The organism is Pseudorhodobacter turbinis, assembly GCF_005234135.1.
Classification (GTDB): domain Bacteria; phylum Pseudomonadota; class Alphaproteobacteria; order Rhodobacterales; family Rhodobacteraceae; genus Pseudorhodobacter; species Pseudorhodobacter turbinis.
The window spans coordinates 1,227,724-1,244,058 of sequence record NZ_CP039964.1 but is presented as its reverse complement, the minus strand read 5'-3'; the positions used below and the strand labels follow the sequence as shown (position 1 = coordinate 1,244,058).

Genomic DNA, 16,335 nt, shown 5'->3' with positions numbered 1-16,335 from the left:
ACCCTACTACTTCTGGTTTCCGGTTACGATGTATCTTCTCTCCCGTGGCCATCGCCCGTTTGAGATATTTGCTCGAGCTCAATCGACACGAGAACTTATGCGCTTGTTTCCTATGCTTGGGATTGAAGATCGCGTGCCACTTGACGAGTTGGTCAAGGTCTATTCTGACGATCCGCAAAAAGCGCCAATTTTTAACGGTGGATGGGATCGCCTAGATATTGGGAGATTGACGGGGCACGATCAGCTAGGCACTCGACCTTGACCGCCAGCGCACGCGCTCCAAAAACGACCGTTTTTGGTGCTACGCCTGTGCCCGGAAGCGGCGCTGACATGACAACCACAGATGCATAGACCAAGGTGCGTTGTTAGCGAAGAAAATGGTCGCCGCACGCTTGTTCTTCTTGCTGGATCGGCGTCCCGCATTCTTGAAGTGCCACAGTTTCCCAGTTGAGCAACTGACGTCATTATAAATAGCCGCCGGCAGCTTTTGAATTGTCAATCCATGGGCATGACCGACCCCCGGGCCCGCCTTAATGTCGGCATCCTCAAGAACATCACTAAGGGCCATTTGATCACTTTTATCATCGATGCCGCATTCCGCCTCCCAAAATTTTACGACCTTCTGCACGGCGGGGGTGTTCTTGAAAAAAATAACGCCCGAGTTCAGCGTGCCGTTTAGAAAGGGGGACGGTGAACGCAGTTCTATGGGGTGGCGCGGCGTAACACAGAGATCCCCACCCAAGAACTCATCGGAGTAAATTGTTTCAAGAACAACGACATCAGCGTCTATATACAAAACATCTTGCGCGTAATTCTCCAGAAAATGCTGAATGCACCGCGGCTTATGTGTAGCTTTAATAGCACCACTAGAAGCTTGGAGCTTATAGCGGTCTGGCGGAGTGACTTTAATGACCTCGCTCTTGAGGCATGCCACTTGCGCTGGCGTCATTCCCAAATCGTATATCACGGGATATTCCCCCTGACGTTTGAGGATATTCTCTTCAAGCGAAGGCAGAAAATGAAAGAATCCTGCATCAGCACATAGCAAAATACGAAAGCTGTTTTGCGTCATCGGTGAGCCTTTCTTGTCGATAATAGGTTGTTGGGCTACATCTTGAACTACCCATGGCTGTGTGACAAACCATTATCTACCGCAAAACAGCCTCCCAAAAGCCACCGTTTGTTGAACGGTTCGCTGAAACCGACATTGGCGCACTTGCGGCGAATGTCAGAAAAGTCCGCAGACCGACGTTCTGGCCGACAAAATGCTGCACGATCCACGAATGTCTCCTTCAACGGACCGCACCGCAGCATAGTTAGGTGGTGGCCAACGGCAGCAATGGGCCGTTCACGTCGCTCGCCTCCATGTGCGGAAATCCTCCCTTGCGCCCGGCAGGTCGGTCCCGTTATGCTCCGTGGGTGATACACATGACCAAACCAAGGGGTAATCGCCCCCTTTTTAACGGGGTGCATCTGTAGAACTTACGCGGCCATTTTCAGTTTCATAGCGGGTGTGATGCCGCCGATGCCCATGTTCGGGCGGTCGTTGTTATATGTCCAGAGCCATTGTGTGGCCTGATCCTGAGCCTCCTCGATGCTTTCGATGATGTATTGATCCAGCCATTCATGCCGAACCGTCCGGTTGTAGCGCTCGACATAGGCGTTCTGCTGGGGCTGTCCGGGTTGGATGTGCTGGATCGTAACACTATGTTTCTCAGCCCATTTTCTCAGTGTTTCGCTGATATATTCCGGCCCATTGTCGACCCTGATCGTGCCCGGTTTTCCGCGCCATTCGATAATGCGATCAAGGCTGCGGATGACCCGTTCGGCAGGGAGCGAGAAATCAACCTCGATCCCCAGCCCTTCGCGGTTGAAGTCGTCCAACACATTCAAAAGCCGAAAAGCCCTGCCGTCGCCGAGGCGATCCGCCATGAAGTCCATGGACCAGGTCACATTCGGTCTGTTCGGGACCGCCAGAACGTCAGGCTTCTCCCGTTTCAGCCGCTTGCGCGGCTTGATGCGCAGGTTCAGTTCCAGCTCACAGTAGATCCGGTAGACCCGCTTGTGGTTCCACGGATGCCCCTTCACGTTGCGCAAATGCAGGAAACACAGGCCAAATCCCCAAGTCTTGCGCGCATCCGTCAGCCCTGTCAGCAGATCGGCGATCACCTCGTTCTCGTCTTTCAGCTTCGGGCTGTAACGATAGCAGGTCTCGCTGACCTCGAAGGCCCGGCACGCCAGCGCGATGCTGACGCCCCGTCGCTCTACCGCCGTTTCGGCCATCTCGCGGCGCTGAGATGGCCCCGTTACTTTTTTCCGAGGGCTTCCTTCAATAAGTCCGCCTGCATGCTCAGATCTGCATACATCCGCTTCAGCCTGCGGTTCTCTTCCTCCATGGCTTTCATCTGGCTGACCATGGATGCATCCATGCCACCATACTTCGCACGCCATTTGTAAAACGACGCATTGCTCATGCCATGTTCACGGCAAAGCTCGGCCACCGGCACACCACCTTCGGCTTGGCGCAGGATCGCAAGGATCTGGGGTTCGCTATATCTGGTCATTTTCATTCAAAATCTCCTCGTTCATCTTGCCGAGAAAATTCTACTTCCGCAGCCCCTTACTTTCGGGGGGGATTACCAGGGGATTGCGGTTAATCCCAAGCTCAAACCCGGCAAATTGCGCCGCAAGGACAATGTGCGCGACTGCGACAAGAAACAGGCGTTCACCGAGGCAGATCTGCACCGCCTGTTCAAATCTCCTGTTTGGTCTGGATCGAAGTCAGAATATCACCAGACCGACCCCGGTCCCGATATCTATCAAAACGGCACCTATTGGACGCCTTTGCTGGGCGCTTTTACGGGCGCGCGCCGTGAAGAGGTCGCGGGTTTAGCCCCCGCTGATATTGTTGAAATCGATGGCATCCCCTGCCTGAACATCGAAGATTCCGAGTTGCGGCGGATCAAGAACATATCGTCAAAACGGCTCGTGCCGATCCACAGCCGTCTGATCGCGTTGGGTTTTCTGGATTTCGTGGAAACAGCCCGCGCCAAGGGGCAAGCCGAGCTGTTCCCCGACCTGCGCGAACCTGCAACGGGGAAACATGGCCGCAAACTTGGCCGCCGGATGCGCCAGATCGTCGATAAAACCTTTGGGGCCGAAGGTGCTGATCTGTCGTTCCACAGCCTGCGGCACTATGTTCAGGGCACGTTGGAACATGTTCCGGAAGTGACCGACAAGGTGCTGCGAGACATCGTCGGACATGAGGGCAAAGACACCCATGAGCGCACCTATAGCAAGCCTACGCCGCCCGCTGTCTTACAGGCGGCCATCGAGAAGTTACCAGCCGTGATCTGATCATACCCCCGGCCCGTCAGATGTCGGGTCGGTTTGCGCATGTCCGAAGTTTGCGCCGTAGTTCCTTTTGAAGGTTGCGCAATTTGACCAAGTCCTGGTCCCGCGGTAGCACCGTGTCGAGACCGCGGCAAAGATGGGTCAGGCGATGGTACATCGTCGCCGGAGCCAATTTTTTTCCGAAAATGCCTTCGGGAAGCCGTTTTGAAGGGCACACTTCATCTGATCGTTGCTTCCAGCGAAAGAAACAATCCAGTTCACGAATGACAAACTTTCGATTGGATATCTCCATGTTAGACGCCAGGATGCGAGGGATGTGCGGCCACCATGGGCCCAACATCATTTCTTCCGGTGTCCTTCTGTCCGGAAAAGTTGCAAACAGAAAATCCCTGAGGACTAAATCGGGGCCGAAAATCCCTTCGTCATAGAGGTGACGCATGATTCCGCGGACGGCCACCGAAGAATGTGAACGCAAAAGCTCTTTCTTGAACTCTAAATAGTTCGACATCGTGACTGTCTGGGAATAACCGCGTGCCGAGCACCACGACGAAAACTCTTCCAATATCTTCTCTTTATCTGATCTGATTTTCCGAGTGTTTGATAGATTTCCTAACGGCACGGTGTCAGATAGTCCTGTTGCGAAATGTTTCATGATCAAACTCCGAGATTTCTGTAAATATTAGCTTGCGCTTGCATTACGTTTTGAATGACCGCATTTCTTGCTACGAAAGCATAACTTTTTTCGGCCACTTGCACGCTGATGCAGAGAAGTTCGGCAATATCTTCGATAGCTATGCGTTCCATGTCTCCCCATGGCGCGGTTTTCCATGGGAGCAGGTCATCGACGCGGTTGATCTTGTAGTCCGGGATGCGGGCAGCGTCGTGAACCCGCGTCGCATGTCGGTCACGCCAGCCGCAAGCCAGACCCGTGTGTTTGCCGGGACCGGGATCATGCTGAAAGGCCTCGGATCAAACGGGCCAGTGCCTCGGGGTCATAACCACCGATGATCCTAAGCCGGTGGCCACCCGCAATGTCGATCTCAATGGCGTTCTGCACGGGCAGGGTCGAAAACGTCAGTTTGATTGGGCAGCCTTCTAAAGGCGGTTGTGCAACCCGATCAGCTCCACCTGACTGTTCACCTGCATCTTCTCGAAAACCTGTTTGAGCCTCTGGCGCACAGTGGAGGCTTTGACGCTGAGCAATTCGGCGATCATGTTCGGTGTCTTGCCTCCGACCAGAAGCTCGACCGTTGTGATCTCCGCGGTGGACAGCCCGTAGGTCTCGCGCAGGCAGCTTTGCTTGAGCGCGGTGGTGTCGCTGCATTCGGTACGGATCGCGCAGACTTTGAAGTGCATAAAGAAGTGTCGCAAATTCGGCGGGATCTGGATGATCAGCACGCTGCTGCTCTTGGCGGCGATGTTGAACTGATAGGCGCGGCTCATCGAGAGGTTTGGATCACTGGAACACAGCTCCCTGATCTCGGCCCCGAGTGCCGCGCTCATCTCGTCGGGGATCACATCCCTCAAGCGCGCGCGGGTCTGAATCTTCCCGCTGTTGTTGATGCTGAAGCATTCTTTGCCATCGACATCGAGCACAAAGACCTCGGACTCCGTCCCTTTGAAAAACTGTGCGAAGGCGGCGATGCGTTTGCGGGCGATCTCGTCGGCCTGTGCCGTGGAATTGGCAAACATCGCCTGAATGCGTTCGATCAAAGCCACGTCTTCGGCGCTGATCGGCGCATGGTCGTTGTCGAAATGCACCGTCATCGCCCAATAGCCGTTGGGCGTCAGGATGCGGATGCAATAATGCACTCCGAAATTCAGCGGATAGAGATAGTCGCGGTAGATCGGGATCATGTCCCGCTCTGCACGGTCCGCGAATACGTCATGGTCGCAGGCATAACCGCGCTCCATCATCAGCCCGAGCACCGCCTCGCGCGGATCGTTGCGCACCCAGCCCTCGTTGATGTAGCTGGGCAATGCCTCTTTCATTTCCTTGGTGCCCGCCATCCATGTGCCGCGAAAGAACTGGTCCGTGGCGGGAATAAGTGCCCCCGTGCCCCCCAGAATTTCCACAACGAATTTGAGTGCCGTATCCCAATACCGAGCGTCTTCGGTTGCCCGATCCAGCGTGTCTTCAAGCTTTTGAAACAGGGTGTTCAAAGTTGGTCCTTGTCGTCGTGACGCCCCGAACAGGGCAGCGAAGCCACAGAGGGCAAATGGAGATTGCTAGTCGCCCGCCTGTCAACCCCTCAAAACGGGAGGTCCGAACAAAGGATAGCGCGTCTCTGATTCAACCCTAGGGTGATTCTAGACCATTTGGAAAATTTTTTTTCAGATATGACCCGACAACTCCCGTTTGGTAGTTCGCTTCGGTTTTTTTGCAACATACGCAAGCCTTAGCCCCGCGCACTGGGGGTCCGTTTTTTTACGATAGGAACTCCCATGGCCCGACGTTTTGCGACTGCCTCCTTGCGCTGTATTTTGATGACACTGGCGATGAGCGGCGGGGCGCCCACATTGGCGGTGGCGCAGAACCTGATCGTCAATGGTGACTTCGAGTCGCCCGTCGTGCCCAATTACGGGGACAATATTCTGGTTTTTCCAGCCCCATGGCTCACGACCTATTCGATGGGAAGCGGCGCTGGCCCGTTCACGTTGCAGGGGTCATTGGTGCGCGTTGATGGCGTGGGCGGTGCCACCAGCGTTGCCGAACCGGGGGTCAATGGTGGAGATGTTTTGCTTCAGGCCCTGCCGCAAGAGGATGCGTCCAATGGGCCTGACGGACAGTATCTTCGTTGGGTGAGCAATGACAGCTGGCAGACGGTCTACTGGCGGCAGTTTGGCCAACGGGTCGAGATGCCTCAAGACGGCTGTATCAAATTCGGGGCGGATATTGCCCGCGCAGCGCCGCCATCGGTGCCCGTCTGGCAGATCTCGAATTGGGTGAGGTTTGAAATTCATGAAATGTCGCCGTTAGATCTTCAGGAGATACAAGCCAACCCGAATCCGCCGCACATGGACCCTAGAATTGCACGTGGGGACGCGTTCGTTAACGAAGTGTTCACACTGACGCCAGACGGGCGCTGGCATGAAAAGGCCATACGGATGAACGTCGAGGCGGGCAAAACCTATGCTTTGAGTGCGTTTAGCTATTCGGGCGTCGCGATGGATGACGTCTATGCCGAATTTGTGCCCGTGGAACAATGCGTTCCCGGATGGACGCCACCAATCCCCACATTGGAGGCCAGCGATATCTCTCTCACCAAATCCTGCACGCCCGCGACCTCGGCCCAGCACAACGGCCAAGTCGGGCAGATGTGGGAATGTTCTGTGGATGTCACCATACCGAGCGCGCCTTTTGCGGGCACGTTGATCGTCACGGACCTCTACACCCCGAATTCGACCACCGCGAGCGAAATGATCTCTGCCAGTTCCGCTTCGGGCGATTTCGACTGCACGACGGGGGGGAGTTGCAGCATCGACGGGGCGGATTTTGATATGAGCGGCACAGACATGCTCGACTTTACGACCTTTGTCACCAGCACCGAGTTGCAGGACACCTACCCGATGCAGAACTGCGTCGAGGGCAGCTATGACGACGGGACGGGCGCGGTCACCCCTGTCGCGGGCACCTGTGTGAACGCAGAATGGATTCCGCGCAGCTCCATCGAGAAGACCTGCGACCCTCTCGAGACGGTCACATCGGGTCCGATGACGATGAATTGTCAGATCGAGGTCATGGGCACGGACCTTGCGACAGGGAGCTATATTCTCGCAGCGGATATGTTTAGCTCTTTGGCCCCCATGACCACGACGATTACGGGCACGATGATGAATGTCACCTCGACCGAGCCGTGGTCCTGTGTGGATCAGAGCGTCAATAACCCCGGATCGATCGGAGTGTGTGAACTCACTGCGTCCGATATGCTGGCCGCAGGCGGGGCGTCGACGATCAACGTCAGCTTCGATTTCGCCGCAAGTCAGACAGAAGGCCAAGTGCTCAACTGTCCCATGACCGACCTTCTGCCCGCTTCCTTCCATAGCGCTCCGGGCCAGCGCAGCGCCGCCCCTGACATGGACGCGCCGCAGCCCGACACGATTGCGGGCCTACCCGACAACTGCGTGGTTCTGGACCTGCCCGTGCCAACAGCCCCGCCGGAATTTTCCTTGAAAAAGGGCTGTCGTCTGGGCGGGGTGCAGGATGGAAACGCCTTTTATGCCTGCACGATCTACATCAGCCAGAGCAGCGGCGCGCCGATCACCGATCCGCTGACCTTTGACGAGCTGTTCTCGACCACATCGGGCAATCCCGCGACGCAATATATGCTGAACATGCAAGGCACCCCCGCCATGCCGAACGGGTGGGATTGCCAGCAGCCACCCTATGCCAATGGCGCAAGCTGCACGATTGCCGCCGCCGATTTTAACGCCAACCCGAGCCACCGGATTGATGCCTATCTGTCGATCCCGACGAGCGCCTTTGGCGACGAGGGGTTCAAGAACTGCGCGCAGGTGCGGATCGGGGATCAGGTCGTCGGCGCGGCGGATTGTATCGAGGTTGACGAGCCGCCCATTGAGACCGTCTTTGATGTCTCGAAACAGTGTAAGGAGGCCGGCCCGCGTCAGACATTCGGTTCCTCGGTCTGGTTCCAGCCCTATCAATGCACCCTCACTGTCGCGACCAATGGCGCGCCTTTTACGGGGCCGCTGTGGCTCTCGGAAAACCTGTCTTTCGGGCAGAACCCTGGCGCGGGCTCGATCCAGAACATCACCTCCGCCGATCCGTGGATCTGTTCCACCCCGCCCTATGCGCCTGCGGGCCAAGGCACGACACCGGAGTGCAGCATCGACGGCGCGCAATTCCCCGCCTCGGGCCATTCGACTCTGACCGTTGATCTGATGATGAACGGCGCGATGGACATGTTCGGCGCAAAGAACTGCGTCTCGATCGGTCTGGGCAAAGCGGTCGGAGAGGGCAAACCGCTGGCCAGTGATTGTTTCGAGATCGCCCCGCCGCCCGCGCCTGAGCCCGACCTCGACATCACCAAGGCCTGCGCCCCCGCGGCGCAGGGCGACGATGGCATCTGGACCGCAGAGTGCGAGATCAGCATCCATTTCCAAAACTTCGACACCGCGACCAACCATCAATTCTACATCTATGACGAATTGGGAGGCAGCGGTCCGCAAACACCTCTGACCTCGCTGATGCCGTTCAATACAATGGGCGCGGGCGGATGGGGCCCTCCATCAGGCACGCCCGCAGGGTTCAATACCGCCACCGGAATGCTCCTGAACTATCTGCAAGCCAATGGCAGCGCCACGATTACACAGCCCTATACCGCGACCTTCTCCGGTCCTGCGGGACAGCTCCTCAACGGCGGACCGATCACAAACTGCGCTTGGGTGACGATCCCGTCGCTCTCCCTGCGCGCGCCTGCGGGGCCTGTGGGGGACGAAAAGGTCTGCACGCCGATCACCTTCCCAATAAGTACCGTGGCGGGTGCATGGGGCACAACTGACCCCGCCGCGCCCGACACGCCCGTTGGCCCCGCCATCGGCACGGGCAGTATCGGATCAACCCGACCCGACATCGCGTTCCCGTCCCCCGTGCCCGCTGTGCCGCGTCCCGAATTGACCATGGTGAAGGAACAAACAGGAAGCTGTGATCCCGATCGCATCAGCCAGACCTATGACTGCGGCTTCCGCCTGCGTGTTACCAATACGGGCGACGGGGCCTATCTCGGGCCGCTGGTGCTGACCGATACGAGCAGCGCACCGGGGATGGTGGCGGCGCAGGTGGTGTCGGGCAATGGCTGGACCTGTGGCGCGGTGGTGAATGCGGCGCTGTCGTGTTCCAATCCCGCGCTCAACCTTGCGCCCGGCGCGTCTACCCATATCGACCTGCGCACGACGGTCAACGCCCTGCGCAAAGGCGGCACGTTCCAGAACTGCGCGGCGGTCGGGGTTCCGATTAACCGCACGGAGCGCGTGGCCCTGATCCAGAAACTCATGAATGATCGCGGCCTCAACGCGGGGCCTGTTGATGGCAAGCCGGGGCAAAAGACCTACACCGCTCTGTCCAAACTGCGTAGCGATCTTGGCCTGCCTGACAGCCGCGACTTTGACGATGCGCTGTTTGAGGCCCTCGGCTTGCCCCTGCAAGACAACGCCGTGAGCTCTTGTGTCACGGCCAAGCTTCCCGCCATGCCCGCGCCGCCCTTGCGTTGCGATGCGGCCAGCACGGTGAAACGGGGCGAAAGCTGTGCCTGTCGCTATGACAACATGACCGCCAACAGTGCCACCTCCTGCCAATGCGTCAAAGGGTTTGAACTGGTGAGAGGCAAGGGCTGCGTCGAGGTCAAAACCGACACACCTTCGCCAGCGCCACCCCCTACGCCCAGGCCCGCGCTGCAATGTGACTTGCGCTCGACCTATGAACGCGGTGACATCTGCGCTTGTATCGACCATAAAAACGCCAAGAATGTCTCTGCCACGCAATGCGGTTGCACCAATGGCCTGCCGATGATCAACGGCAAATGTATTCCTTTGGTGATCAAACCGGCAGACCCCGTCAAAGACGGGGAGAGCGCCGAGAAATGCAAAATCGAGATCAACGGAATTTGCATTAAATAACAACGAAGTAAAAAACATAAGCCCCATGCTATCCAATAACGTGGGGCTGATATCGCATTATTTCCGGTGATGAGGAATGACAGTCAGGCCAACAAGATCCGGAGCAAGCGCGACAGAACGCGGTCCGGCACCACGGTTCGGCATTGACACAAAAAAGGATAGGATCATGACTTTGAGACGCACATTTTTACTTGGCGCAGCCGCCTTCGGGATGAGCATGATGGCGGGGCTTTCCCCCGCACTGGCCATCGGCGGGAATGATCCCATTCCGGGCATCGATATTATCATTAAGAAAGACCCCGGCAGTCAGCCAATCAAGCCATTTTCACTAAACGGTGGCGAGATCAAAATGCTCAACGGCCTCAAAGGCGCGGATCGACCGGCCTTTGTTCTGAAAACCGTCGCCAAACACATCGGTGAGGATGGAGAGTTTGTAGGCTCTGGCATGAAGGCGCTTGGCGATATCTGGTGCGCTCCGTGTAAGATGGTCAATGACATCTCGGTGAAATTCCCCGTGGGCAAGACCACCTACATGCTGGACCTGCACATTTACGGCGATGGCATGGACGCACGCATGAACAAGGCGCAGTCGATCAAGGGGCACACCAGCCGTGGTAAACTCACCAACGACGGGGCCGTCGCCGACTGATCCCCGTCATCATCCGCATGATTGATCACATGCGCGGGCCTCGCGTTGTGCCCACGCAAACGAAATTCCAAACCGACGCTTTATCTCCATTTCCAATAAGGACAACACTATGACCCTTTTCATCACAAAAAACCTTCTCGCCGCAGCCACGCTTGGCCTCATCCTGCCGCTGTCTGCACAGGCACGCCCCTATGACGTGTGCTATGCCGAGAACAAGGACGCGATCGGCTGCTGGCTCTCGGAAGCGCTCGGTGGGGATTATATCCACTTTGGTGATCCGGGTACGCCGGAAGAGCAGGCCGAAGTACAAACCCTCAGAGCGAAGGGATACATGAAGCTCGACCCGATCAAAGGCGAGATGATCGAGAAGAAGGCGGGAACAATGAAAATCAACCCGATCAAGGGTGAGTCACCGACGGGTAAAGCACAAGCCAAGGGGGCAAAACACGTTCAGGTTTGCAAAACCGGCGAGATCATCGAGATGATCAAAGGGAAAGTCCCCGCCGAGAAGATCGCGGCAAGCTGCTACAAATAACATGACAGGGCGCGGCCCGCGTTGCTGCGGGTCGCGCTTTTGCCTATTCTTTTCAATTCGAGGTTTCCCGCATGTCCCGTCTCTTCTCCGCCGCGCATATGTCGCTTCTCGCCCTTAGCCTGACCGTCTCCGCCTCGGCGGCCTCTGCCGAGATGATGGAGGTTGTCGGCATTGCAGACGGCGACACATTGAACGTCCGCCAAGGCCCGAGTGCGTCCTCCGCCGATATTGGCGATCTGGAGGAGCATACGATGGTCGAAGTGCTGGGTCGGAACTTTGCGCAAACATGGGCGCAGATCCAGTATCGCGGCCAGTTGGGCTGGGTCTCAACGGCCTATCTCGCCTCCTCCGCACCGCCCCGTGCGGTGATCGGTGTCAATGTCGTGACAGGCATTGCCGCAGACGATCCTGACGGCGGGCTGGTGGTACGCGGTGGTGCGGGCACGGAATTTGCTGCCATCGGCGCGCTGCGCAACGAGACCTTGGTGCATGTCATCCAGATGGCCGAGGGCGGAACATGGGCGATGATCGGTTTCGGTGGCAATGTGGGCTGGGTCAGCACGGCCTATCTGACGGCGGCCAACACCCTGTCCACCCCGAGCGACGGAGTTGATCCGTATATCGCCCCCGATGGTGGCCCCCTGCCTGCGGTGTTTACCGTGACGGGCGTGGCAGCAGGCGACAAGCTCTGGGTCCGCGATGCGCCAAACATAACTGGCACGCGGCTCGGCGGGCTCTCTCCTAATTCGGTGGTCAGCCTCAACAGGCGGGCGTCCGGGGATTGGGGACAGATAACGCTCAACGGCCAGATCGGCTATGTCCACATGGGCTACGTCACCCGTGCCTCTGAAGGCGGTGGCAACACGACCGTAAACGGCTTTCCGCTGGGTCTAACCTGTCGCGGGACGGAGCCGTTCTGGACCCTGACCATCGCAGAGGACCGCACGGTGGAATATACCTCGCTCGTCAACGGCGCGGACCCGATCACCTCGCTCACCCAAACCACGCCTTCCATCGGTGGCGGCTATCCCTACACCTTCGGCGCGCAGCGGTATTCGGGCACGCTTGATCAAACGGCCTGTTCCGATGGCATGTCCGACATCAGCTACTCCATGTCCCTGACCCTGACCCGCGTGATCAACGGCGGCGGATCGGAAACGCTCTACGGGTGCTGCAACGTCGAATAGAACGGCGAGGACACGGCGCTGTACGAAGAACAGCGCCATGTCCATGTCCATGACAAAGCATATGCCTGCAAGCACTGAACCAGTGTGACGAGGAATAAGCCGATGCGCTGCTAGAGAAGGCGGTTAAATTCCGTGAGAAAAGGGTGTTTTAGCCAAGATGTCCCCAAAGGCGCAACCGGCGGTACGCTTCTCATCAATAGGTTGGAGGCGAATGCTTTTGAAGTTCTGAGTATCGCATATCATGGCACCAAGGGCCTTACGTAGGTAATGTCACCAGCCCATTTCTGGTTTGGTTGGTCCGCTGAGAACTCACGGTCCAGCAAGTTCGGCGCAATATTGAACTTATGATTGCTGTCCGTCGTGGCTTTATGTTTGCGCGTTCTGACCACAGATATACTGTTCTGGCGCATCAAACGCCCCACGCGACGATGGCCAATATCCAAGCCTATCTCTTTCAGTTCTTCAGTCATGCGCGGCCTGCCATAGCTGCCAAGGCTGAGACGGGATTGTTCTTTGATATGTGCCAAGGTGACCATATCAGACCGTTGTCTGCGACTGCCTGGGCGGTTAGGCGAGCGCCCGTAATCCGCGCGCGCTGACATTCATGACATGGCACATCCGTCCAATGGAAAATGCAAATTGGTGTTCTTCGATGAATCTAAACCTCACGGCTTTTGACTCGCGAAGAACACCGTGGCCTTTTTTAAGATTTCCCGCTCCTCCTTGAGGATGCGGTTCTCACGCCGAAGCCGGTCATTCTCCTGAGCCAGTCCCAAATCATCTTTCGACACCACACCCGTGTCTCGGTGCGCTGTAATCCACTTGTTCAGCGTCGACATACCGACACCAAGATCATCAGCCACTTGCTTGCGTGTAAGCCCGCTGGTCAGCGCTATACGCACCGCATCTTGCCTAAATTCGTCTGTTCGTTTCAGTCCCATAGTCAGTCTCCTTTGTTGCAATAAATGCTATCAAAGGAGCGGCATCAAACCGCGACAGGTCCAGAGCGAGCATCGCCAGAACGGTCGCTGGCAGGGGATTGCTGACCATCCCCGCGTTGCCGAGATGATCAACGTTTGGGGAGATGATGTGGCAAGATCGCCTGAGCCGCCCGCAGCAGAAGAACTCGACACGTTGTTGCGGCTTGCTCATGGAAATCGCAGCGAGCGGAAAGCTTGGTATGCCGCCCGAGAAAACTGGCGACCCAGCTTAGAGCCCGAACTGTTGTCGCGGTTACTTTGCAAACCAATTGATCCTGACCTTCGCTCCGAGCTTGCGTACTGCGGTCTCTGCGTTGCTCCACATACCCTCATAGACGCGATAGAGGCGCTGAAAGACCAACCTGCCGATCAGCTAATGCTGATTGTTGACGTCTGGGCTGCGCGGGGGCACGTCACATCTAAAAAACGCACAGCACGATTTAAGAAGATCGCGTTTGCCATTTCACCGGAACTCCGAGAGATCGCAGATGCCTTGGCCTATAAGAACCGTCCCGCGAAGGGTGTCCGGTCTCAGGCACTTTCGCATCTTCAAACGAATGCTGGATATTTGTCGATAGATGCGCTGGAAGCGGTCGTCCCAGTCATTCTGGCGAGTGGTGGCGACGCGACCGAGTCTATACGTCGCTGGCTGTTGGAGACGGAGGATAGTGCTTCAGCGCTTAAAGCCACGGAAACCGCCCAAGCGTCTGGATACCAAGAGCTCTTGCAGGTCGCGTTGGAACACAAGCGCGCCGAAGCGCGCTGTGCCGCACTTATCGGACTCGCCCCGACTCTGAGCGACCCTTTGCCGGACCATATACTTGCCATGGCGAAGGACCCAGGTAGCAGAGTTCGCCGGGCGCTCGTCTCTATCCTTTCAGATCGCCTCCATCCTGAACATCAGAAGGTGCTGCTCCGCCTAACAGCAGACACCTGGTCAGGTGCCGATGTCTTTGACAATGAGCGTGAATACTACTTGATCGCGCAGGAGGCCGTTAAAGCCCTCGCAGAATATGTCTCTCTGGATGACGACGTCGGCCTGCACCTCCTTGACCTATCGGATCGTACGCCAGATCGAAAGCTCAGCCAGTTTGCGCTCACCGTCGCCGCACACTCTTGCAGCCCCGAAATCCGTGCCAGAATCTGGGAGATGGTTCACATCCCTGCGGCGCGATGGATTCGCCTCGACGCGCTGGCAACCGCCGATCTGGTTGAACCCGCGATAGCATCGCGGGTCACCACGCAACTTCTACTCTCGCTACCGCCAATTCTTGCCGTCCCTGCAACGGTACTTCTGGCCAACCATGTACCAGTCGCGGATGTTATTCGAACCCTCGAGCGCGTCGCGAGCTCGAACAAGCACAGGGCACTGGTACTTATCGGTGCAGAGACCCTCAATTCAAAAAACATTGAACCGCCCCTTGTTTGCCGGAGAGCGTTTGTTTCGAATGTTAGGCTGCTTTTTCATTTGGGTTCAAGGTTGCATAGAACATCTCCTCTGCTTCATGCGGCGTGACATATCCGATGGCACTGTGCAGGCGCTTGGTGTTGTACCAATCGACCCATTTCAGCGTTTCCCATTCAAGCTGGCCCATTGATTTCCATGGGCCGAGCAACTTTGTAACCTCAGTTTTGAACAGGCCAATGATGCTTTCAGCGAGGGCATTATCGTAGGAATCTCCCACGGTTCCGACAGATGGATCGATCCCAGCGTCCGCCAATCGCTCAGTGTATTTAATGGACAAATATTGAGATCCGCGGTCGGAATGATGTATCAACCCGCCGCCTTTTTCAGGGCTGCGCTGACAGATCGCCTGGTTCAAGGCATCGAGCACAAAGGCTGTTGTCATCGATGTTGAGACCCGCCAGCCGACGATCCTTCGAGAGAAGACGTCGACAACAAATGCGACGTAAACCATGCCCTGCCATGTGGAAACATAAGTGAAGTCACTGACCCAGAGCTGGTTTGGGGATTGTGCTTTGAATTCGCGGTTCACTTTATCGTCCGGACACGGCTGAGAGGCATCGGGGTTCGTCGTGATGACTGGCTTGCCGCGAACAACGCCCTGTAATCCCATAACTTTCATCAAGCGTTCGACAGTGCATCGGGCGATGTCCTTGCTCTCACGGCGCAGTTGGTGCCAGACCTTTCTGGCGCCATAGCGGCCACGACTTTCATCGTGAACGCGCCGGATTTCCACGCTGTCCGTTACGTCTTGGCGCGCCCTGTTTGAGGCGAGCCGGGGATCTCGTCTGATCGCCGAATTTGCATAGTAGGACGATGGTGCGACCCGCAAAATCTTGCAGATCGACCCGACACCAAAGTCCGTGCGGTAATCTTCAATGAATGAAATCATTTCCTGAACGGGCGGTCGAGTTCCGCCTGAGCAAAATACGCAGAAGCCTTCTTCAGAATCTCATTTGCTTGGCGCAGTTCCCGAACCTCACGCTCAAGCTCTTTGATCCGGGCCTTCTCCTCACAGGTGGGACCGTTGCGGGCACCAGCATCGCGTTCAGACTGACGGCACCATCCCCGCAGGCTATCAGGAGCACAGCCCAGCTTGGGTGCAATTGCCTGATAAGCAGCATTGTCACTGCGATATTCCGAGCGTTGTTCATTGAAAAGCCGAACGCCGCGCGCGCGGAACTCAGCCGTATAAGACGGGATATGTTTGCGTTGTGTCATAAGGGTTATCCTTGGAGAGTTTTACTCTCCGGTAAACCCGGGGCGGTTCACATTGAAGCAGCGTACGGGGTCCTTGACCTTCTCGAGCCAGACCATCCAGCCCGTGCGCTTCTGGACACTAAAGTTCCGCTTCCCTCCTCGATCCTCGACGATCTCGGCAAGGTGCGTCTAAGACGAGCAGTGCGCGAATGGTTCGGAGATCGCCTTCTCGACCCCTCCCCCGTCGACTTGGTGCGGTAGCGGTGCAGATCGTTTTCCTACAATCGTTTGAATTGTCCGCCACCAGCGATTGAGCGTTGTGCTATAAG

At 56.8% G+C, this 16,335-nt stretch carries 12 protein-coding genes, 2 pseudogenes and 1 other annotated feature; of the genes and pseudogenes, 6 read left to right on the top strand and 8 right to left on the bottom strand.

The window, feature by feature from the left end; genetic code table 11:
- Nucleotides 1-301 precede the first annotated feature (301 nt).
- On the bottom strand, nucleotides 302-1,072 hold the full coding sequence (locus tag EOK75_RS05920; protein ID WP_137193031.1) for a putative nucleotide-diphospho-sugar transferase: 771 nt from the start codon (nucleotides 1,070-1,072) through the stop codon (nucleotides 302-304).
- A gap of 410 nt (nucleotides 1,073-1,482) precedes the next feature.
- Nucleotides 1,483-2,570, bottom strand: a protein-coding gene (locus EOK75_RS05915; protein ID WP_137192138.1) for an IS3 family transposase whose coding sequence is annotated in 2 segments (ribosomal slippage) — nucleotides 1,483-2,309 and nucleotides 2,309-2,570 — 1,089 coding nt in all. Because the reading frame shifts where the segments join, the coding sequence is not laid out codon by codon here.
- 127 nt (nucleotides 2,571-2,697) lie between these two features.
- On the opposite strand from EOK75_RS05915, the gene EOK75_RS05910 reads away from it, so the two are divergent.
- Complete coding sequence (locus tag EOK75_RS05910; RefSeq protein ID WP_205965487.1) at nucleotides 2,698-3,357, top strand: site-specific integrase; 660 nt, start codon at nucleotides 2,698-2,700, stop codon at nucleotides 3,355-3,357.
- A 16-nt stretch (nucleotides 3,358-3,373) separates the two neighbouring features.
- Here EOK75_RS05910 and EOK75_RS05905 read toward each other — a convergent pair whose 3' ends face one another.
- The 4 genes and pseudogenes from EOK75_RS05905 to EOK75_RS05890 all read right to left on the bottom strand — a co-directional run bounded on the left by EOK75_RS05905 (nucleotide 3,374) and on the right by EOK75_RS05890 (nucleotide 5,517).
- Complete coding sequence (locus EOK75_RS05905; protein ID WP_137193030.1) at nucleotides 3,374-4,006, bottom strand: hypothetical protein; 633 nt, start codon at nucleotides 4,004-4,006, stop codon at nucleotides 3,374-3,376.
- Between the two features lie 2 nt (nucleotides 4,007-4,008).
- Nucleotides 4,009-4,158 carry a hypothetical protein gene (locus EOK75_RS20760; RefSeq protein WP_168199155.1) on the bottom strand — a complete coding sequence of 50 codons (150 nt, stop codon included), beginning with the start codon at nucleotides 4,156-4,158 and terminating at the stop codon, nucleotides 4,009-4,011.
- Between the two features lie 65 nt (nucleotides 4,159-4,223).
- Nucleotides 4,224-4,307 (bottom strand): annotated as a pseudogene (locus EOK75_RS21265) (IS66 family insertion sequence element accessory protein TnpB); the annotation flags it as partial.
- A 142-nt stretch (nucleotides 4,308-4,449) separates the two neighbouring features.
- A complete protein-coding gene (locus EOK75_RS05890; RefSeq protein WP_137193029.1) occupies nucleotides 4,450-5,517 on the bottom strand; it encodes a helix-turn-helix transcriptional regulator in 1,068 nt (355 codons plus the stop codon).
- A gap of 282 nt (nucleotides 5,518-5,799) precedes the next feature.
- On the opposite strand from EOK75_RS05890, the gene EOK75_RS05885 reads away from it, so the two are divergent.
- The 4 genes from EOK75_RS05885 (at nucleotide 5,800) to EOK75_RS05870 (ending at nucleotide 12,361) form a co-directional block, all read left to right on the top strand.
- Entirely contained in the window at nucleotides 5,800-9,990 is a 4,191-nt protein-coding gene (locus tag EOK75_RS05885; RefSeq protein ID WP_137193028.1) for a peptidoglycan-binding domain-containing protein, read from the top strand.
- A 166-nt stretch (nucleotides 9,991-10,156) separates the two neighbouring features.
- Nucleotides 10,157-10,639, top strand: a complete 483-nt coding sequence (locus EOK75_RS05880) for a hypothetical protein (protein WP_137193027.1) — start codon at nucleotides 10,157-10,159, stop codon at nucleotides 10,637-10,639.
- 109 nt (nucleotides 10,640-10,748) lie between these two features.
- Nucleotides 10,749-11,174: a hypothetical protein gene (locus tag EOK75_RS05875; RefSeq protein WP_137193026.1), complete on the top strand. Its 426-nt coding sequence runs from the start codon at nucleotides 10,749-10,751 to the stop codon at nucleotides 11,172-11,174.
- Nucleotides 11,175-11,245: 71 nt separating this feature from the next.
- Entirely contained in the window at nucleotides 11,246-12,361 is a 1,116-nt protein-coding gene (locus EOK75_RS05870; protein ID WP_137193025.1) for an SH3 domain-containing protein, read from the top strand.
- Between the two features lie 257 nt (nucleotides 12,362-12,618).
- Here EOK75_RS05870 and EOK75_RS05865 read toward each other — a convergent pair.
- Nucleotides 12,619-13,302, bottom strand: a pseudogene (locus EOK75_RS05865) (IS3 family transposase); the annotation flags it as partial.
- Nucleotides 13,303-13,426: 124 nt separating this feature from the next.
- On the opposite strand from EOK75_RS05865, the gene EOK75_RS05860 reads away from it, so the two are divergent.
- Complete coding sequence (locus EOK75_RS05860; RefSeq protein WP_137193024.1) at nucleotides 13,427-14,857, top strand: hypothetical protein; 1,431 nt, start codon at nucleotides 13,427-13,429, stop codon at nucleotides 14,855-14,857.
- On the opposite strand, the gene EOK75_RS05855 is transcribed toward EOK75_RS05860, so the two are convergent.
- A protein-coding gene (locus EOK75_RS05855; RefSeq protein ID WP_137192325.1) for an IS3 family transposase occupies nucleotides 14,793-16,027 on the bottom strand; the annotation gives its coding sequence in 2 pieces (ribosomal slippage) (nucleotides 14,793-15,733 and nucleotides 15,733-16,027; 1,236 coding nt in all). The genes EOK75_RS05860 and EOK75_RS05855 overlap by 65 nt on opposite strands.
- Nucleotides 15,624-15,740 (bottom strand) — a sequence feature (AL1L pseudoknot). It overlaps the preceding gene by 117 nt.
- Nucleotides 16,028-16,335 lie beyond the last annotated feature (308 nt).

Bases quoted from the DNA above. Each gene is read 5' to 3' on its own strand.
- EOK75_RS05920 (WP_137193031.1), bottom strand. From the start codon at position 1,072: ATGACGCAAAACAGCTTTCGTATTTTGCTATGTGCTGATGCAGGATTC.
- EOK75_RS05905 (WP_137193030.1), bottom strand. From the start codon at position 4,006: ATGAAACATTTCGCAACAGGACTATCTGACACCGTGCCGTTAGGAAAT.
- EOK75_RS20760 (WP_168199155.1), bottom strand. From the start codon at position 4,158: ATGGAACGCATAGCTATCGAAGATATTGCCGAACTTCTCTGCATCAGC.
- EOK75_RS05885 (WP_137193028.1), top strand. From the start codon at position 5,800: ATGGCCCGACGTTTTGCGACTGCCTCCTTGCGCTGTATTTTGATGACA.
- EOK75_RS05880 (WP_137193027.1), top strand. From the start codon at position 10,157: ATGACTTTGAGACGCACATTTTTACTTGGCGCAGCCGCCTTCGGGATG.
- EOK75_RS05875 (WP_137193026.1), top strand. From the start codon at position 10,749: ATGACCCTTTTCATCACAAAAAACCTTCTCGCCGCAGCCACGCTTGGC.
- EOK75_RS05870 (WP_137193025.1), top strand. From the start codon at position 11,246: ATGTCCCGTCTCTTCTCCGCCGCGCATATGTCGCTTCTCGCCCTTAGC.
- EOK75_RS05860 (WP_137193024.1), top strand. From the start codon at position 13,427: ATGATCAACGTTTGGGGAGATGATGTGGCAAGATCGCCTGAGCCGCCC.